The organism is Planctomycetia bacterium (assembly GCA_016795155.1).
Classification (GTDB): Bacteria; Planctomycetota; Planctomycetia; order Gemmatales; family HRBIN36; genus JAEUIE01.
This window is the reverse complement of sequence record JAEUIE010000057.1, coordinates 95,866-114,037: the sequence shown is the minus strand read 5'-3', so window position 1 is coordinate 114,037 and position 18,172 is coordinate 95,866. Positions and strand designations below refer to the sequence as shown.

Annotated in this window: 19 protein-coding genes; 6 read left to right on the top strand and 13 right to left on the bottom strand. The window is 50.6% G+C overall.

Going from position 1 to position 18,172, the window contains the following annotated elements; all coding sequences use genetic code 11:
* Positions 1 to 29 precede the first annotated feature (29 nt).
* Positions 30 to 1,361: a DUF1501 domain-containing protein gene (locus JNJ77_20380; GenBank protein MBL8824956.1), complete on the top strand. Its 1,332-nt coding sequence runs from the start codon at positions 30 to 32 to the stop codon at positions 1,359 to 1,361.
* On the opposite strand, the gene JNJ77_20375 is transcribed toward JNJ77_20380, so the two are convergent.
* From JNJ77_20375 to JNJ77_20355, 5 genes are all read right to left on the bottom strand, one after another.
* On the bottom strand, positions 1,354 to 1,797 hold the full coding sequence (locus tag JNJ77_20375) for a response regulator (protein MBL8824955.1): 444 nt from the start codon (positions 1,795 to 1,797) through the stop codon (positions 1,354 to 1,356). The genes JNJ77_20380 and JNJ77_20375 overlap by 8 nt on opposite strands.
* Before the next feature lie 67 nt (positions 1,798 to 1,864).
* Positions 1,865 to 2,437 (bottom strand): DUF2179 domain-containing protein, encoded by a 573-nt coding sequence (locus JNJ77_20370; GenBank protein MBL8824954.1) that lies wholly within the window; start codon positions 2,435 to 2,437, stop codon positions 1,865 to 1,867.
* An 83-nt stretch (positions 2,438 to 2,520) separates the two neighbouring features.
* Positions 2,521 to 3,309, bottom strand: coding sequence for a hypothetical protein (locus JNJ77_20365; protein MBL8824953.1), 789 nt, complete (start codon positions 3,307 to 3,309; stop codon positions 2,521 to 2,523).
* Positions 3,310 to 3,325: 16 nt separating this feature from the next.
* Positions 3,326 to 3,874 (bottom strand): hypothetical protein, encoded by a 549-nt coding sequence (locus JNJ77_20360; GenBank protein MBL8824952.1) that lies wholly within the window; start codon positions 3,872 to 3,874, stop codon positions 3,326 to 3,328.
* Positions 3,875 to 3,968: 94 nt separating this feature from the next.
* Positions 3,969 to 5,423 carry an EF-hand domain-containing protein gene (locus JNJ77_20355; protein ID MBL8824951.1) on the bottom strand — a complete coding sequence of 485 codons (1,455 nt, stop codon included), beginning with the start codon at positions 5,421 to 5,423 and terminating at the stop codon, positions 3,969 to 3,971.
* Between the two features lie 234 nt (positions 5,424 to 5,657).
* On the opposite strand from JNJ77_20355, the gene JNJ77_20350 reads away from it, so the two are divergent.
* Both JNJ77_20350 and JNJ77_20345 read left to right on the top strand, forming a co-directional pair.
* A complete protein-coding gene (locus JNJ77_20350; protein ID MBL8824950.1) occupies positions 5,658 to 6,242 on the top strand; it encodes an FKBP-type peptidyl-prolyl cis-trans isomerase in 585 nt (194 codons plus the stop codon).
* A 28-nt stretch (positions 6,243 to 6,270) separates the two neighbouring features.
* Positions 6,271 to 6,615, top strand: a complete 345-nt coding sequence (locus JNJ77_20345; GenBank protein MBL8824949.1) for an FKBP-type peptidyl-prolyl cis-trans isomerase — start codon at positions 6,271 to 6,273, stop codon at positions 6,613 to 6,615.
* On the opposite strand, the gene folK is transcribed toward JNJ77_20345, so the two are convergent.
* The gene (gene folK / locus JNJ77_20340) at positions 6,616 to 7,836 is read right to left on the bottom strand and encodes a 2-amino-4-hydroxy-6-hydroxymethyldihydropteridine diphosphokinase (protein ID MBL8824948.1); all 1,221 of its coding nucleotides are present in this window, start codon (positions 7,834 to 7,836) and stop codon (positions 6,616 to 6,618) included.
* 78 nt (positions 7,837 to 7,914) lie between these two features.
* On the opposite strand from folK, the gene JNJ77_20335 reads away from it, so the two are divergent.
* Positions 7,915 to 8,625 carry a hypothetical protein gene (locus tag JNJ77_20335; GenBank protein ID MBL8824947.1) on the top strand — a complete coding sequence of 237 codons (711 nt, stop codon included), beginning with the start codon at positions 7,915 to 7,917 and terminating at the stop codon, positions 8,623 to 8,625.
* Here JNJ77_20335 and JNJ77_20330 read toward each other — a convergent pair.
* Both JNJ77_20330 and JNJ77_20325 read right to left on the bottom strand, forming a co-directional pair.
* Positions 8,522 to 9,178, bottom strand: a complete 657-nt coding sequence (locus tag JNJ77_20330) for a hypothetical protein (protein MBL8824946.1) — start codon at positions 9,176 to 9,178, stop codon at positions 8,522 to 8,524. The two genes, JNJ77_20335 and JNJ77_20330, sit on opposite strands and share 104 nt — an antisense overlap.
* Positions 9,175 to 10,209 carry a hypothetical protein gene (locus JNJ77_20325; GenBank protein ID MBL8824945.1) on the bottom strand — a complete coding sequence of 345 codons (1,035 nt, stop codon included), beginning with the start codon at positions 10,207 to 10,209 and terminating at the stop codon, positions 9,175 to 9,177. The genes JNJ77_20330 and JNJ77_20325 overlap by 4 nt, the downstream gene beginning before the upstream one ends.
* Before the next feature lie 75 nt (positions 10,210 to 10,284).
* Between JNJ77_20325 and JNJ77_20320 the strand changes: the two genes are divergently transcribed.
* Positions 10,285 to 10,755: a 6,7-dimethyl-8-ribityllumazine synthase gene (locus JNJ77_20320; protein MBL8824944.1), complete on the top strand. Its 471-nt coding sequence runs from the start codon at positions 10,285 to 10,287 to the stop codon at positions 10,753 to 10,755.
* Between the two features lie 50 nt (positions 10,756 to 10,805).
* On the opposite strand, the gene JNJ77_20315 is transcribed toward JNJ77_20320, so the two are convergent.
* From JNJ77_20315 to JNJ77_20295, 5 genes are all read right to left on the bottom strand, one after another.
* On the bottom strand, positions 10,806 to 12,506 hold the full coding sequence (locus tag JNJ77_20315) for a DUF1559 domain-containing protein (GenBank protein MBL8824943.1): 1,701 nt from the start codon (positions 12,504 to 12,506) through the stop codon (positions 10,806 to 10,808).
* A 45-nt stretch (positions 12,507 to 12,551) separates the two neighbouring features.
* Positions 12,552 to 14,258, bottom strand: coding sequence for a DUF1559 domain-containing protein (locus tag JNJ77_20310; protein ID MBL8824942.1), 1,707 nt, complete (start codon positions 14,256 to 14,258; stop codon positions 12,552 to 12,554).
* Between the two features lie 832 nt (positions 14,259 to 15,090).
* Positions 15,091 to 16,284, bottom strand: a complete 1,194-nt coding sequence (locus JNJ77_20305) for a response regulator (GenBank protein ID MBL8824941.1) — start codon at positions 16,282 to 16,284, stop codon at positions 15,091 to 15,093.
* 77 nt (positions 16,285 to 16,361) lie between these two features.
* Entirely contained in the window at positions 16,362 to 17,114 is a 753-nt protein-coding gene (locus tag JNJ77_20300; GenBank protein MBL8824940.1) for a hypothetical protein, read from the bottom strand.
* On the bottom strand, positions 17,111 to 17,614 hold the full coding sequence (locus tag JNJ77_20295; protein ID MBL8824939.1) for an RNA polymerase sigma factor: 504 nt from the start codon (positions 17,612 to 17,614) through the stop codon (positions 17,111 to 17,113). Before JNJ77_20295 ends, JNJ77_20300 begins: the two co-directional genes overlap by 4 nt.
* 207 nt (positions 17,615 to 17,821) lie before the next feature.
* On the opposite strand from JNJ77_20295, the gene JNJ77_20290 reads away from it, so the two are divergent.
* Entirely contained in the window at positions 17,822 to 18,067 is a 246-nt protein-coding gene (locus tag JNJ77_20290; protein MBL8824938.1) for a hypothetical protein, read from the top strand.
* The last annotated feature ends 105 nt before the right edge of the window (positions 18,068 to 18,172 follow it).

Below are 18,172 nucleotides of genomic sequence, written 5' to 3'. Positions count from 1 at the left end.
CAGGGCATATTGCCCGCAACTGCCAGCACATGACACGTCGCACTGCACTCAAAGCCGGTTTCCTTGGTGTACTCGGACTAACCTCTGCTGACCTGCTCCGTTTACAAGCTCACGGCAAAGCCACTCGAAAGAAATCAGTAATTCTGATTTGGCTTGACGGAGGTCCCAGCCACCTGGAGAGTTACGATCCAAAACCTTTTGCACCGGCTGAGTATCGTGGCCCTTTTGGTGCCATCCGTACCAATGTTCCTGGGATTTATGTCAGTGAATCGCTGCCCTTCCAGGCAAAGCATGCCGACAAGATGGTGCTCATTCGTTCGGTGCATCATGATAACGGCGATCACTTTGCCGCTGCCCATTGGATGCTGACAGGCAGGCTCGGTTCCAACGCTGCTAATCTGAAACAGATGTACCCTTCGGTTGGTTCCTATATCGCACGAGTGAAAGGCCCCAACCGGCCAGGGCTGCCTGCTTATGTCGGCTTACCTTCCGCGGAATCGGTCTATCTCTTCCCCGGCTACCAGGGCTCTGCCTACCTTGGCGCTGCTTACAACCCTTTTGATGTGGATCGTGAAGCGAAATACCTCGGTGCGACGGATGTTCGCCCCATCGGCACGCCCAAGTGGCTGAAGCAGATGGAAGGCGATCAGGGTGGAACGATGCAGCATCGAGCCAACCTGCTCCAGGCAATGGATCAGACCCAGCGGGAACTCGATCAAAGTGGCGCGATGTCGTCGATGGATCGCTTCCAGCATGAAGCGATGGACATGGTGCTGGGTAAGCAGGCCAAACTCGCGTTTGATCTCGATAAAGAAGACCCGCGCACCGCAGATCGGTATGGCAACTCAGCCTGGGCACGCTACACCCTGATGGCTCGCCGACTGGTGGAAGCTGGCGTTACTTTTGTCACAGTCGATATGCCTCACTGGGATGACCATGCCAACATCAAGGAATCGCACGGCATGAAACTAAGGCCGATGGATCAGGCCGTCGGCGCACTGCTCGAAGATCTGCATCAACGGGGCATACTCGATGATACGCTGGTGGTTGTGATGGGCGAATTCAGCCGAACACCCAGGCTGAACAATGGTTTGCCTGGCCAGAGCACCGTCCCTGGCCGCGATCATTGGGGCAACGCTATTTCCGTCATGCTGGCCGGAGGCGGCTTGAAAACCGGACAAGTAATTGGCGCTACCAACAGCAAAGGCGAACACCCGGTGGATCGTCCGCTGAAACCCTATGACATCTTAGCTACTATTTATCACGTTCTGGGAATTGATTATAACCAAACATTTCTCGATCACACCGGCAGGCCTGTTCCCATGCTGGGCGATGGTACTGCGATTCGGGAAATTATTTAACCGACACCGTACCATGCTGAACGATGTCAACATATTCGAGAACTCGTTCCAGTTCATCTTCAGACTTGCTGGCTTGCAGTAGAGCCCGTACCCGAAGCAGAAGCTCTGTCTTATCGATTGGCTTAGTCAGGAAATCATCGGTGCCAGCTTCCACAGCCCGATCCACATCCACCGCCTGATCGAGTGCAGTAATCATCATGACAGCCAGGTTGCTGGTTTCCGGCGCAGCCCGCAACCGCTTGCATACTTCAAACCCGCTCATTCTGGGCATCATAATGTCGAGCAGCAGCAGGTCGGGCTTCCATTCCTTGACCATCTTCAAGGTCGCTTCCCCATCACCCACGGTACGTATCTCTGCGCCGAGTTCATCCAGGTAGGCCTCGAGCAGTTCCACGCCTTGTGGATTATCGTCAGCAATCAGAATGCGGATGGGCATGGCAATACCTCGGTATCATGCAACTTATTCTACTGCATTCACCGGTCAGGGGAAGCATTTCCCCGAGTTATAGCTGAACTGTTTCCTGTTCCAGTTTATGCTTGAATGTCATCCGCGAAGCTGACGCTGATCGGCGCGGCCTGAAAACCCCTTTACGTGCTGCTCGAATGTCTTCCACCGTGTAAAACAGATGAGGATCAAACTTCCTCAACATGCGAACCACTTCCTTCATCTGATTGCGTTTGACAATGGTGAAAATCACACTGACCGGTCCGGTAGCGCCATCGCCTTCCACTCGCGTTACACCAAAGTTGGCTTCATTCAGTTTGTGAATCAACTGGGCAGGCGGCTTGCTCGTGATGATACGTACCACTTGTGTTCCTATGGCCAGCCGTTCTTCGATAGACATACCAAGGAAGCTACCAAAGGTGAAACCTACCGCATAGGCAACCGAACAGGGCCAGTGCGACAGGTTGGACACAACCTGTCCGATGGCGAATAGCCAGATGGTAGATTCAAGCAAACCAATGCACACGGCATATTTCTTGAATCCACGGGCGACAAAGATGCTGCGCAAGGTACTGAAAGTAACGACACAGGTTTCAGCCACAAAAATCAATAACGGCAACCACCACGACATGGTTGTAGCTCCCCCCATACTTCCAAGTGAAGCAGGAGACGATAGCCATTCTTCCAATTGTTGCAAGATCGGAATGAACCGCTTTAATCATCCTTGGGTTCAGGCGGTTTCTCAAAGAATTTGGGCGGAAAGAACGTTTTAGGCTCTACTTTTTCCATTTCAATTTCCAGCAGCATTTTCTTGCCTTGTCGCATGGTGATGGACTGTGCCAGTGTCGCCTCTCCCATTTTCCGGAAGTTCAGATAACTGGTTTCCACCAGGGCTTCCTGCTGGTTCTCCATGTCAGCCACTTTACGATCAATATAAGTCAGGTATCCTTTCTGCTTGTCAAAGAACAGATACATCGATTTGAACTGCTTGCGATCCACCTTCAGTCCCAGAATCTGCCTGTTGTCGCGCTGTGTGACTGGGAGCGTTGTTAACTGATAGTCGCTCTGCAGCAGAGGCACCAGCCGACTGACATACCAGGCATGGGCTTCTTCCTTCATGGCCTGGGCGAGCCGTTCAGGAAGATCGTCCGCTCCACGATTCACCCGCATGGTTCGCCAGCCTTTGCCATCCAGAAAGCCGCTGGTGACTGGCAGATTGCCACCTGCCCCTTTGAATGCATACGAATAGCGATACTTGTCAAACTTCTCGGCGTGCCAGTCGCCATAAAATGGCAAAGGCTTCTCTTCATTGCCGTCGCGGTACAGTAAACCCCGCCCCTTCCAACTGGCGGTTAACAGCTTCTCCAGTGCAGCGCGACCGCCATGCGCCTGAATTGCCTTCTCAACGAGTTCTCTCGCCTTGGCGGAGGACTGGGCGTTCAGGCAGGCGGGCATCGTCAATAATAGTAACTGAACAGCAATGACCAGAAAGAGTTTGAACATGTTCTGACTCCTGCTGTTAAGACGAGATATCCCACGGATCCGTTTGGGATTCAGCAGAGGATCGGACTTTGGCTGCCCAGTGAATGCGATCCACTGCACCCAGACAGATGATGAGATCGCGAATCATCTTGATGTGGCCGATCAGATAGATCATCTCGATAACCATCGACCAGGGCGTTCGTTTGTGGATACCAATGTTTGGCATCAGTATCAACGGGATGGTGATGAGGATAGGCAGGATAGCAACCAGAATTGCTACATAGACTGCCCAGCGGCGGGCACGACGAATATAGTTGCTTACCGAGAAATAGAAGGCAGCTACCCCCAGAAAAGCCAGCATGATCAGGAACAGAAACTGGTTGCCCGGCATGGGTCTCATCAGCAGAAACATGAAGCTGACAAAACCCATAAAGACTGCTGGCACGCAGATGAACCATGCAATCACCCGCAGGTGATTGGCGCCTTTTTTAAGTTGTTCCAGATCTTTGGGGAGTTGCGTGAGTTGATACTTCCTCAATTCTGGAGGAATTGCCTTGGCTGCTGGATGTATCTGAACTGCAGACATGTTTGTATTGTAGCACAGCCAACAGAAAGGTGTATGATGCTGACAGCCGGTTCCAGAGTCACCGGACTGTTAAAGATCATAACAGAAATGCAAGTCAGCGGTCAAACCCACCTCGACCACGGCCTTGGCCACCGTCGTTGCCAAAGCCTCCACGTGCACCACGACCGCCCTGACCACCTGCATTGGACATGATCTTCTGAAAACCAACCTTGTACTCATCGAGGTTCACGAAGCCATCTTTGTTGGTGTCGAACTCATCGAAGCGATCCTGCCAGAATCCGGGGAACTGTTCCTTGTTGAGCTTGCCGGTCTTGTTTTTGTCGAGCCTGTCAAACATGGCCTTCATGCGTTCATCCTGATTTCCACCCCACGGCCCGCCGCCACCTGGTCCACCACCCATGCCGCCGCCTCGCATGTTGTTACCTTCTGCCTTGTACAGAGCGTATGCTTCAGGTTTATCAAGTTTGCCATCTTTGTTGGCGTCGTACTTTTTCCAATCGACACTGCGGATGCTGCGGGCATTTTCAATTTCAGCTGCATCCAGGATATTATCCTTGTTGGTATCAGCAAACATGAAGACCATATCAGCACGCCGCTTGGCGTCATCATCAGATAATGGCGTTCCCGGTGCTCCGCCACCAGCGCTCATGGTAAAGCTGGTACGCACTCCCGGCTGGCTAGCTACTGAAGAAGCAGGTGCAGAGACAGCAACAGGGGCAGTGGCTGGCACTGTGCCCAAAGATGGAGTTGCTGTATTGGCTGGTGCAGTAGTGGTTGATGGAGTTGTCGGGGGTGCAACTGCTACTGCAGCCGCCTTGGGAACCGTTCGCATCGCTTCTTCCAGCGTCACAATGCCATCGCCATTGCGATCATATTTGCTGAATTCAGCAAAACGATCCGCGGGCCATTCATTCATTGCCACCTGGCCATCACTGTCCTTATCATTTTCGCTGAACCAGGAAGGCACGTTGCCCGGCATGTTGGGCTTCTTGAAATTGCGGGAAGAAGTACTGTTCGCACTGCCAAACGCGACCATGTTCGGTGGAGTACCAGCATTAGTGGTTGATAGTGTACTTGCTGAAGTAAAGGTTGGTGCTTGCAACACGACAGGATTGCTGTTTTCTTTTTTGGCTGCTACATCAGCAACAGCTTCTTTCGATTGCGGTTTGGATTCGCTCGCGACAGTTTTGCTGGAACCTTCAGCCTGACTTTCTGATTCACGTTCCAATCGTGCACGAAATTCCGATTTGCCGTTTCGTCGATTCCCGCCTCGCTTTTCCTGTTCAGCGGAAACATCAACTGTATTTCTGTCTTGTGTATTAGATGCTATTGGTAATTTTGGATCGGGAGTCGGAGATTTAAATGTGCCAAGGCTCAAACGCTTTGCTTCTGGAATGCGAATGGGAGTAGTAATTGCATCAACGCTCGGAGCCAGACTACCGGAATTCTGGAGTTTACGAACAGTTGTGTTCTGAACAGGGGCTGCAGTGCCTTCACTGCATCCTGCCAAACTGATCAATACTATACCCAGTAACAGATACTTAAGCATCGTGGGTCTCTTCCGGTGTGATACATGTATCTTACGTTAAACAGATAAACTCACTATCAACTATCGGCACACTCCTCAACATTTCATTTTGCGTGAGAAAATCATGAGTTTATAAGGTTGTCCTCCATCCTGACAGTCACGAAAATATACTAAACACAGCCTCTTTTGGTTTCACTTCTGGTTGAAAATTACTTGCCTCATTCAGAAATCTCTCGATAGGATAGATAATGTCACATGGGAAAAGTACACCCGAGCGGAGGTTCTTTCGTGAGTCGACTTGGTATTTTCAAACAGGAATTGCTTTACGTTATCATTGCAATCGTTACGTTGGGCCTGCTAACAGTTTTCCTGTCATTTCGTGGCAATCCAGATTCATTAACTGACCGGATCAAAAATGAATTTGAATCTCATAACGCGCCACCTCCGCCTGCTGCTCCTGTAATTAGCGAAGATATCCCCAAAGAGAAGCAGAAAGAGGTAACAACTGATTCCGGACTCAAATACATCGATCTGGCTACGGGCAACGGGGATAAAGCCAAAATCGGCTCCAAGATCGGTGTCATTTACACCGGTACACTCAAAACGGGCGAAAAATTCGACAGCAACGTTGGTAAAGCGCCTTATTCTGTTACCATCGGCGAAGGTCGAGTTATTAAAGGCTGGGAAATAGGCTTACTCGGCATGCAAGCTGGCAGTAAACGCAAGCTCATCATTCCGTATCAATTGGCTTATGGTGAGGGTGGACAACCCCCTGTTATTCCACCTCGCGCTGATCTTTTCTTTGAAATCGAAGTCGTCAGCGTGACCAATCGTAAATAGACAAATCACCTTCTTCAGAAGAATTGAGGTGAACGTGCCTGTAACTGCAAGCGGCTTATCCATTGAAGACATTGCCACCGGACAAGGCACCGCTGCCAAGTCGGGCGACAAGGTATCCGTCCATTACACCGGCTGGCTGAAAAACGGCAGCAAATTCGACAGCAGCCATGATCGCAAGAAACCTTTTGACTTTGTGCTCGGCAAAGGCATGGTGATCAAAGGCTGGGACGAAGGTGTTGCCGGCATGATGCCGGGTGGTAAGCGCAAGCTCGTTATTCCAGGTAACCTGGCGTATGGCGAGCGAGGCTATCCTCCCATTATTCCTTCCAATGCCGAGTTGACGTTTGAAGTGGAACTCTTGAAAGTCGGCTGATCAATGGCGGATCACGCCGCCGTTGATTCGCACCATCTGCCCGGTGATGAAGTTCGCATCGGGCGAACAAAGCCAGGCTGCCGTTTTCGCAATCTCTTCGGGAGTGCCCCAGCGACGTAATGGAGCTTCCTGGATTGCCCGTTCCTGCCATTCTGCCGGCGCCTTTTCACCCCACTTGGTTTTGATCCAACCTGGTGCCAATCCATTTACTCGCACTTCGGGTGCCAGGTTAAGCGACAGGCTGCGAGTAAACCCAGCTACAGCAGCTTTGGCTGTACAAAAGAGTTCGCCACTTTCCCCATCAAAACCATATTCAGCCTGATCCCAGCCCATGGTCAAAATCGTACCCTGCCCGGCTTGCTTCATCCGAGCGCCCACCGAACGGGACAGGTGAATGGTGCCTGCAACATCCACATGCCAGAGTGATTCCAGCTTGGCTTCATAGCTCATAGCCTTGCCTGCACCAGTGAGAATATCACTACCGGCATTGCACACCAGAATTTCGAGACCCTGCCAGTGGTTCCATGCTTCCTCTGCCAGTTTTGTGCAGGCAGTTTGATACGCAAGATCAGCCAGCAACGTGTGCGAAAATCGGCCCATCGCCTGGATAGCTGAAGCAGTCTGATCCAGCGCTGCACCAGATTGCCTTGCATGGACGATGACATCGGCACCATGCTCCGCCAACTGCAACGCAATAGCTTTGCCAATACCACTGGATGCGCCGGTTACCAGCGCACGCTTGCCCAACAACGGACGATGACCTGATTCCGAAAGTAATTGCGCTATAGTACGCTTGAATACAGGATGTACAACCTGGGGAGCAATCTCGGCCAGTGGCCCCAGCATGAACCGACGTTCGTGCAAGCGAGGATGGGGAATGGTCAAATCCGGCTCTTTCACCACCTGATCGCCATAGAGCATGATGTCCAGATCAAGCGTGCGAGGTCCAAAGCGTTCCTGACGCTTTCTGTCCTGCTCCGCTTCCACCTGCAACAGTGCCTTCAACAAAGCCTTTGGCGATAAGTCCGTTTCCAGAATAGCAGCAGCATTCAGATATGCCCCCTGCCCGGCCGGGCCGCCCACAGGAGAAGTTTCCCAATGACTGGAAACATTCACCACCCGAATGCCGGGTTCCTGCTGCAACCGGGAAATAGCTGCCTGCAGATAACCAGCACGGTCGCCAAGGTTACTTCCGAGCGCAATGTAAGCAAGAGTGGGCATAGGCACTATTTCATCTAATGTAAATGGGTTATGCTGATCTATCAGCAGCGTATTTGTAATCAACTGCATTTGATTTCCATGAAAACCCGTCTGCTGGTCAGTGTACGAACCGAACAGGAAGCTCACGATGCCCTTCAGGCTGGCGTGGACATCCTGGATATCAAAAATCCCTCGCGCGGCTCACTAGGCCGTCCATCCAATTTACTGGTTTCAAACATTGTGAAACAAGCAGGCAATATACCTGTCAGCATGGCTCTAGGTGAATGGTTCCAAGCAAAACACCAGCCAATTCCTTCTGGCATTATCTGGGCCAAGGTAGGTCTTTCCCGGTTGACGACACTGGCAGACCGACAACGTGCCAATCGATACTGGTTTCAATTACAACAGCGACTGCATCCCACTCAAATGGTTGGCGTTGTTTATGCTGACCATGTTCGCGTACATGGCATACACTTCGATGAAATGTTTCGATGGGTAGAATTGGCTCGATTGCTATCAGCACATACCCCTGTTCTCCTTGTTGATACCAGCATCAAGGATGGCAGCAGTCTGCTTGATTGGTGTTCGCTTCGACAGTTGCAACGATGGCAGAAACTCTGTCGATGCCACGACATTGCACTAGCCCTGGCTGGCTCATTGCGCATCCACGATATTGCTGTGCTGAAGAAGGAAGTGGTGCCTGATATCATCGCGGTACGCGGCGTGGTTTGCGACGGGAACGACCGCGCCCAGCAATTGAAGAAAGATCGAGTGCTATCTCTGGTGCAGTACCTCCGGGAAGATTCCTGACTTCCCAGCGTTTGACTTTTTTCACTGCTTGCGGAAACCATGCATCCACAATGCCCTTTTTCACCAGTGTTTCCGCTTTCACTTGCCTGGCGGGCAACTCGCAGGCTTTGAGCAGTATCAAATTGGCTTTGTACTTCGCTGCCAGGTGGGCTGCAATGCTGTCGCTGCTGACATCCCACGTATGAGGCAAGTGATTCTTGTTTTCTTCATCCGTTCGCAGGAACGATTCCACCATGAAGCAGGGATAGCGATCCGATTTCCACGCGGCTTCCACTTCGTCCCAGGTACTGACTGCTACCGAATTGGGCAGTTGTTCACAGAGTGATCGAGTCAGATCACTCATCAGCCTGATGCATTGCCAGTGGGCCTGTTCTTCAGGCAGCCGGGCTTTACCTTTCATATTTCGCAAGGATTTAACCGCCAAGCCACCACCGGTGAGCAGCACCACCTGATGCGTGCCGACATGATCGAGAAACTCATCGAGTTCCCGAATCAGTGCTTTTAGGGTGAGCAGGCTTCCACCCACTTTAATGACCACCGGTCGCTTCTTCATTTGGATTGCCTTTCCGATAAGAGCACTGCTACCGAGTAAGCTGCCAGCGCTGAGGAAACATCCGGCCCCAATCGTCCAGTCATGGAAACCACCGGATTCGTTGTATCATCCAGCATGGCAACTTCTTCTGCCAGGATGCCTTCGCCAGAACCAGCCAGGATGATGCCACCCCAGGGATGGGAACTAAGTTGTGCTCGCTGCAGTTGGCCACTCAGCTTTTCTCGAAACGCTGCGATAACTTGTTCACTCAGAAGCTGAACGTTCGCTTCTCCCAGTTCATCCAGGTCAGAACAAGCCATGCGTGCCATGCGGGCAAGAGCATAAGCCCTGGTGCGGGGCTTGCCATCTGCAGTCTGTCGGTCATCCTGCTGTTCAGGTGAATAACCAAGAATGATCATGGCATCATCGAGCGTGGCAAAGAACTCTGCTGCCAGCGTAATTGTCTTTTCTTCCAGATCAGCCTGTTGCAGCAAGTGGCACACTGGCGTTCGGCTGGCACCGAGGTAAGCCAGTTCACCTGCATACAATCGGTCCAGATCGGTTCTGCTGGTGGAAACTACTTTGCCCTGATCAACCGGTATCATGTCCAGCGTGGTGGAGCCGAGGTCAAAAAACCAACCGCTGTCGTGAGGAAGGTAACGGGCACAGTAAGTTGCAGAGGCGAGCCAGTTGGCCGAGGCGACCGGCATGGGATCATCGTGGGCATGACTGGTGCTGGCCCAGCGAGCATCGTTTCTCCAGACAAAGACAGGCTGATTCTTGAACGCTTCTACTGCAGCCTTCAGAATATGTCGCACCCCCGTGCTGCGACTTTCAAAGCAGTCGCATAGTTCACCGGTCATGGTGATGGCTACTGGCCCCTTGTGAGGCAGCCGTACTAAAAGTTCCATCAGACCGCCAGCCAGCTTGTCAGGCTGTTTCCATAGCGGGAATGGCAAAATCACCGCCTCGCCCCGCGTGTTGGCTGCTTTCAGGTTCGCACCACCAATATCTATCCCCAGCACCTCTGGCATAATCGTTACCGTTTCCATTTCTGGTAAAGAACCTGTTTTGACTATCGAAAGGATCGTAAGGACAAATCACCCGGAATACAAGATAATGAATGCATGAATATCATCGAAGGTTTACTGACACCCTTTGCCGGGCGATTTGCCATTGTCGCATCGCGGTTCAACCAATTGATTGTGGATCGCCTCATCGAAGGCGCTGAAGATGCATTCACCCGGCATGGCATTGCCGATGATCAGTTAGATTTGATCTGGGTGCCCGGAGCATTTGAACTGCCTTTCATTGCCAAAAAACTGGCCGAATCGCAAAAGTATGCTGCTGTCATTTGTCTGGGTTGTGTCATCAAAGGGGAAACCGATCATTACGATTATGTCTGCAGCCAGGCTGCAGGTGGCATTGCATCGGTCGCGATAGAAACCGGTATCCCCGTCATTTTCGGCGTACTCACCTGCGATACTCTGGAGCAGGCACAAAACCGCGCCGGCGGCAAAGCAGGCAACAAAGGCAGCGACTCCGCCCTGGCCGCGATTGAATTAGTAAGTCTGCTGAACCAACTGGGAGGCAAGTAAATTTCTTTTAGCCATCGGCTCTTTAAGCCAGTGGCGGGTTGGCGGCTGACCTATTTCTTCTCCTTCAACTCCAGCCCTGACCGATCCACCACTTCGCCACCGTTCGCAGTGATAGACGCTTTCCACAAATCTTCCTTCTGACCGAGCCACAACGACTGAATATGACCATCAAAGAAAGCCACCTGAACGCGGTTATCAGGCCACGGGCTTACCATCTTTGGTAACGGTACATTCGGATCGAACTCAATATCCTCCGGCTTGTACCAGAGCACAGGCGGACCTGCTTCCACCAGGGCAATGGTGTTGCTGGTCCCATCAACCATGGTGGCAAACGTGGTACGTGCTCCTAGTTTGAACCCTGCAGCAGGATTCTTGTCAGGCTTGCTGTAGAAGGCCTTGTAGTATGTCTTCCTGTTTGCTCCTTCGTTCTGCCCAGGGTGATCATAGATTTTGGGGATCGGCACTGATTCGAATATCTTCAAGTTGTGTTCACTGTCCCATGGTTCGTCCAGTTTGATCTGTTTGTACAGTTGGTCATACTCGACGTAAGGCAGAATATGCACTCGCCAACTGTGCAATGGCTTGCCTTCCTTCATGCTGACCACATCAGGCAAGCGATCATAATCGTTGTAATAATTGTGCATGGCAATCAATGCCTGTCGCATGTTATTACCACTCACAGTGCGGTTGGCTGCAACGCGCACTTTCTGAATAGCAGGCAACAATAATGCCATGAGTATGGGAGTATTGGCCTCGTAGGAAAGATGTACTTCACTGCCTTTGGTTTCCGTTTTAATGGCCTCGAATAACCTGGTGATCGCTTGCGCTGTAACTTTGTTCTCAGCCGCATTTCCGCCAACAATACTGGAAACAGACATCTTGGCAGCAGCTATGGCAAACTTGATGGATCCCAGACCTGCCTGGGCTGCCTTCTCGTCTTGAAACCGACCACGAACCTGCAACTGGATATCGTTGGGGCTGTCGTCCACAAATTGCAGGCTCACCTGGCCTGACTGTACTTTGACAAGTGCTTTGAATGGAGTAGCGGCTGGTGGCACATTGTTCATCTCTGCCTGCAATAATGTTGACAGTTCCTCCGGAATCCGAAAACCAGCAACTCCTGCATACTTGCCACCGACTGCCAGATTGATGCTTTCCAGCATTGCTTTGTTGACTTCAACCTCAGCTTCCAACTGTGTAAAGTAAGGCAGGAAATACTGTTGATCCACTCGTTGCGGGCCAGTTGGAATAGAAAACAACAGCAAAGTCTTCTCATCCAGCAGCGAGTATGCCATACTCTTCCCTTGCTGCAGTTCATATTTACCAAACTTTGTAGTTGCTACTTCATCCCCCAGCGATTTGCGCACAACATCACCAGCAATCGGCTTCCTGCCACTAATTAAAATGTGCGGCCTCCGTGGTTCCTTCGGTCTGCCATTATCAATCTCCGGCTGTTCCACATAAACCGTTACGCTATCGATGTCATCCAGGCCAATGCCCAGCATCTTTTCCATTTCTTTGAACGGCTCGATGCCCGATTGCTTTAATTGCTGTCGCACCATTTTGAAGAACGGCCTTTGCAGTGTATCGTAAACACGCAGGTGTCCGAACACCATGGTCTGCGGGCCAATCAACCTCGCGAACCACGGCTTGGCTTCATGCTGTGCCTGCAGCTTATCTGAACTGGAACAGGCCAGAAGCACTGCTAGGCAACCCAGGTACGATAGACCCGTTAACCAATGTCGCAGCATGTGAGAATCCTTATCGCATTAACGGAGAAATACAATCAGTTGAGTTTACTTCTTCTCCTCGTTTTCCAACTTGGAAATGTCGATCTCTTCATTTCCGTTGACGGTAATTAATGCCTTCAAAACTGCTTCATTTTGTCCCAGCCAAATGGTGCGGACGGTTCCATCAAAAAAGGTCACTGAAACTTTATTGTTCTTCCAGGGGCTGATCAGCTTCGGCAAAGCAACGGTAGCATCAAATTCGATATCTTCCGGCTGATACCACAGCACCGGCGGACCAGATTCGATCATGGCAATGGTGTTGCTCGTTCCATCCTGCACTGCCACTTGACCCAAGGTAACTTTGCTGCCAAACCTGAAACCGGATCGAAGCTGCTTCTCAGGTTTGCTGACGAACACTTTATAATAGGTCTTCTTCGTATCACCATCTCGTTTGCCTGGATGGGCAAACATCTTGGGCATGGGAACCGATTCAAATAATTTCTTGTTGTGATCGCTGTCCCAGGGCTCGTCCATCTTCAACTGTTTGTAAAGCTGATCCTGCTCGATGTAAGGCAGAATGTGTACCCGCCAACTGTGAAGTGACTTTCCATCCTTCATCGAAACTGCAGGTGGTATGAAGTTATAATCGTTGTGGTAATTATGCATGGCAATCAGCAGTTGCCGCATATTGCTCCCACTGATCATACGATCCGCAGCGTTACGAACCCTTTCAATGGCGGATGCCAGAAGAGGTATCATCAACTTACTATTCATGCCATAGGAAATATGCAGTTCTGATTGCTTGACTTCGGTTTTGATGGCATCGAGTTGCTTGTTGGCGAGCATGAACGCTTCCTTGATCTCAGGATCATTGCTGGCTGGCGAACTGGTCATCGCCATCTTGCCAGCTGCAATAGCAAACCGAATGGCTCCCATGCCCGCTTTCGCCTGACCTTCCTCCGAGAATCGGGCTCGACATACCATCTGGAAATCATTTTCGCTGTTCGGCAGATAATCAGCAGTGATGACGCCTGATTGCACTTGAGCCAGTGACTTGAATGGTGCCATGGCAGCAGGAGCCTGCTTCAATTTATCCTGCAGTACAGTGCCCAGTTCCTTGGGAATATGGAAGCCGGAGACCAGGATATGTTTGCTGGCAGATGCCAGTGCAGCGCTTTCTTTCAAGCCATCAGGCAGTTCATTTTCAGCATCCAGACTGGCGAAGTGCAGGAGCCAGTCCTGCTGGATCATTTCACGCCGCCGATCCTGCATCACGATCATCAACATGGTTTTGCTGTCGAGCAACGAAACTGCCAGTTTGTCTCCTACCATTACATCGTATTTTCCAAACTTGACGACGTTCTGTCGTTCCCCAATTGCTGATTTGAGTGCATCGAGTTGTATTTCTTTCTTAGTTTGAAAAATAAAGTAAGGCTCACGAGGTTCATGAACATCGCCGTTTACTACGCGAGGCTGATCAACGTAAATGGTGGCAGTCTCAAGATCGGTCAATCCAACACCCAACGCCTGGCGAATTCCTTTTTCTGCCTCCGCACGAACATCCTGCATGTTATCCAGTACACCTTTCACCATTGGCATCTGCAGGTATTCGCCAACGCGAATATGCACAAACATGAGTGTGTGTGAACCAATGAGCCGAGTGAATAATGGCTTCTCTTCATGACGAGCCGAAGCTGTTACGTGCGATGAACCGACGATGAGTAATGTAAGCAAGCCCAGCCAGATAAAACTCTTGACACAAAGACGTAACATGGTCATGCCCCTGATGTTAATTCAGATGCACTCACGATAAGGGAACAGCAATTCGATTGCAAAGAAATAAAAGAAATGCACAGCGGTTAGAGAACGACTCGTAAGTTGTTGAATGTTGTTCCACCCCTTAACTTCAATTCGATTGCCAAAACAGTTGTTTATACATGTGTTTGCGGATGTCGCAATTACTTGACAATCCACAAGACCTGGCACCTCCTCTGGGCCTGATGTGCAGCCAGTAGCAGCTGCGTGTAGGTCTGTATATCCTCGTCCTCCTCAATCAAATCGTCGTCCTGATATTTCGACGCGAGTACTTGCAGGCCTTCGTCATCTGTGGGCAAGCAAGAACACTTCCGACTTCCACAAGTTCACTTATTAGTGCTGGCAAGGATGCCACTGCTAAAGGTGTTTTCTCGCCATCGAATTTGAACGAGCCAGGTATTGTTTCTGTAGGTACATAGCAACCAACCCACGCATCCATCGATAGTAGATGTGGTACACGATCAGTGCCAATGGTCTGAATGGCCTTTTCTTGCAGAAGCCTCCAACCCGACCAGGCAAGCTCACTCGAGTAGTATGCTTTCTCTGTAGAGTCGAGAACGATACCATTGAAATATGATGCCAAGGTCGTTTTTACACGCTCTGCAAATGGCTCGGTGAAGGCATCGGTGGATTTCCAACAGAAAAAGTCAGACCCATAGCTAAACTCCAAACCTGCATTTCGACAAAGCAAAAAAATACCAGAACAAACAAGTACGCCAAACTGTTTCAGTCACTGATATGGCAATAACTAATTCTACAATTGCACTTGCAAGTATTTATCGAATGTAAGTTAATCCGTCCTACCCGTCTTCTTCATCAGCACTTCCAGCACCTGATCCAGACGGAACGGCTTATATAGCACGCCCAGCAAACCTTCCTGCCTCGCACGGATGATGGAATGGGTAGAATCATAGCCAAAGTCAGTAGTAAGCACGACGGAAAGCTCAGGCTGCTCGGCACGCAACTTACAAAACAGATCGTAGCCGGTCATATCTGTCAGTCGCAGATCGACCAGGGCCATGTCGTAATGGGTGGTTCTACTCTGTGCCAATGCTTCAATGCCGGTGCGTGTGGTTTCTACCGTGCATCCGAGTTTTCCTAGCATGCTGTGTGCCAGCTTGCGATAGCGGTCATCGGTCTCTACCACCAGAATCCGCAAGTCAAACGGCTTGATGCCCGGCGGTGGCGTTGACATCATCAGTAGCGGGTCTTCTCCCTGCAATGTCGTAGCTGCTTCCTTGATGGAGGCTTTGATCTTCCTGGCTGATTGCAGAATGACATCAAGATTCGACATGGCATCCGGATCACTACGCATCCGATCCCGCAAGGCACTGGCATGGTTCAGAATGTCATCAATGGGAAGCGCCAGTTCACGAGTTACCAGTTCCGCAGACTGTGAAACCAGGCCAGCACGTTCGGTGCTGAGAAGCCACAAAGTATGTAGTGCTGATGCGATTTCCTGCCCGAATTCCATGAAGGTCGCACGATCTTCGGCACTGAAGGCATTGGCATTTTCACTTTCGATGCTCATCACGCCAATGACTTTACCCAGATCCATCAAGGGTACGGTAAAACAGGAAAGTGCATTGGAAGCGCCAGTGATATTCAGCTTATCCTTGCGGGCATCTGGGCAGTAATACGCTTTCCCTTGTGATGCAACCCAGCCGGAAATGCCATTGTTGGTCGGCTCAGCTTTCAATTTGAGAACTGCAATTTCAGGCCTCATGCCTTCACAAACTAACGGTTCAAGCGTATTGGAACGCGGGTTCAGCAGACGGATATCGACCTTGTCCTGCCCGAGCACCTGCCTGGCACAGCGGAGTATATTGGTCTTGAGAAAATCAACTCGTGACTGCCCATTCAGATTGGCCAGCATTTCAGGGTCGAGCGCTGCAAGTTCACGACCCGCCTGGTGCAGCGCATCCATACGCTGCTTCTTCCCCATGATGCGGGGTGTTTCACTCTGTTCCGAACGCATTGACATGAGTTACCAACCTCTGATTTCGATGATGGGGGAACGGAGGCTCAGTGTCAATGGCATCATGCAACTTTGAGAGTTGCTTACGCACCATCGGGCAGGAAGAATCCATCGATAAACAGATGTGCGCTGCCTCGTTCCACAATCATCCATCCCACGGATGCTGCATCATCTCGGTCAGTAACAACAAATGATGACAGGTTTTCATTGTCTTTCAATTGCTTGACTTTCTTCTCATCGAAAAACCGTCGTTGCAGCAGGCATACCCGACTGATGGCGCCACCAGCTTTCAATTCCAGTACCGGCACCTTGCGTCCGCCTATTACCACTACGCTTGCCCCAGTGAGATGTTCCAGCTTGATGCGGGACGGAATGTCCGAGGAGAAACCGTTACGCTTGAGCCACTGTATCAGTTCTATTTTCTGCAATCCATTCAACTGTTCAAAACTGACTGCATTGTGCTGTCGGTCAAGTGTAGCCATCGAGACAGCAAGGCTGGACAAATCGTATGGCCTGTTCAGATACCAGTTCACACTGACTGCCAGCAACAATGCTGCAGCAGCAGATAACGACCAGTACAGTGTTCTGCTGCGCTGACGGGCTCGTCGCTGTTGCCGCAATCGCCACTTTATCCCAGATTCCAGTGATTCAGGTGCAGATACCTGATGAATCACCTGATAGAGCAAGGCATCGAATTGAGTGTCTGTCTGCAATAATTTCTGGCAGCCACTGCACTGAGCCACATGTTGCCTGGTTTCATCAGTCAACAGGGCATCTTCATCATGCGAGAAAGATCGCATGGCAATAATTCTGCTTTGAATTTCCTGACAACTCATTCATCATGCTCCACATGTTTGCTTAGCAGGTGCTTCAGAAACTGCTTGGCACGTGCCAGGCGTGACATCACGGTTCCGATTGGAATCCTCAACTGCGTAGCCATGTCTCGATAACTGAAATCCTCAAAGTAGTACAAGATCAAAACCGCTCGATAATCTTCAGGAACCTGCATCAGCCCGGCCTGCAATTGAGTTGAATTTACTGCAGGAAGTTCAGGTTCTGCCATCGGCACATGGTCCAGTTCCTGTTCCCAGGTCACGTACCTCAATTTTCTCTTTCTCCGCTGATGCAAGAGAAATGCGTGATACAAGATGCTGAACAGCCAGGATTTAACCTTGGCAGAATCCCGCAACTGCTCCTGGTTACCCTGTGCCGAACAGAAGGTCTCCTGTACCAGGTCTTCAGCATCAATGCTGTTACCGGAAAGCCGATAAGCATAACGGTACAAATCCTGATAATGCAAAGGCACCAGCGCATTGAAATCAAGACGTACCGGCATGCACAGCAACTCGCATTAGGTATGGAACTCCGGAAGGGATTTTATTCCCTGCAGGAGATCAAGATGATAAAAATACCATGAGAAAGAAATACAGAAAATCTTCAAGAAGGCGGGAATAATCTTGACGGGGTCGTATCAATGTAAATGTACTGAAAGCGAACAGCTTCTCAGTTCATGCACTTTCGTTACCAGGACAGGTACTCAAAAATGAAAAAACTGCTTGCTTTATTGGCAATCGCCAGTGTAGTGGGGGCACTCGGTTGCACGCAGCCAAAAGCTATTAACACTCCCCGAGCCACACACACCAAAGCTGGTCCCGCAGCAGCGGGCATAAGAAACCCGAATGAAGCTGCAGATACCAACAGGCCTGCTGAGAAACCCGCTGAAAAGCCGGCCGAGAAAGCTCCTGCCACTGGTGCAGGTGACAAAACTCCGCCCGCCCCACCGAAATAACGTCTGAGACGTTAGACCGTCTGGATGGTGTTCATCCAGACATTTTGTTTGTTACCCTACGATGAAGGATGTTTGCACATGAAGAAGATCGCTCTGATCGCTCTC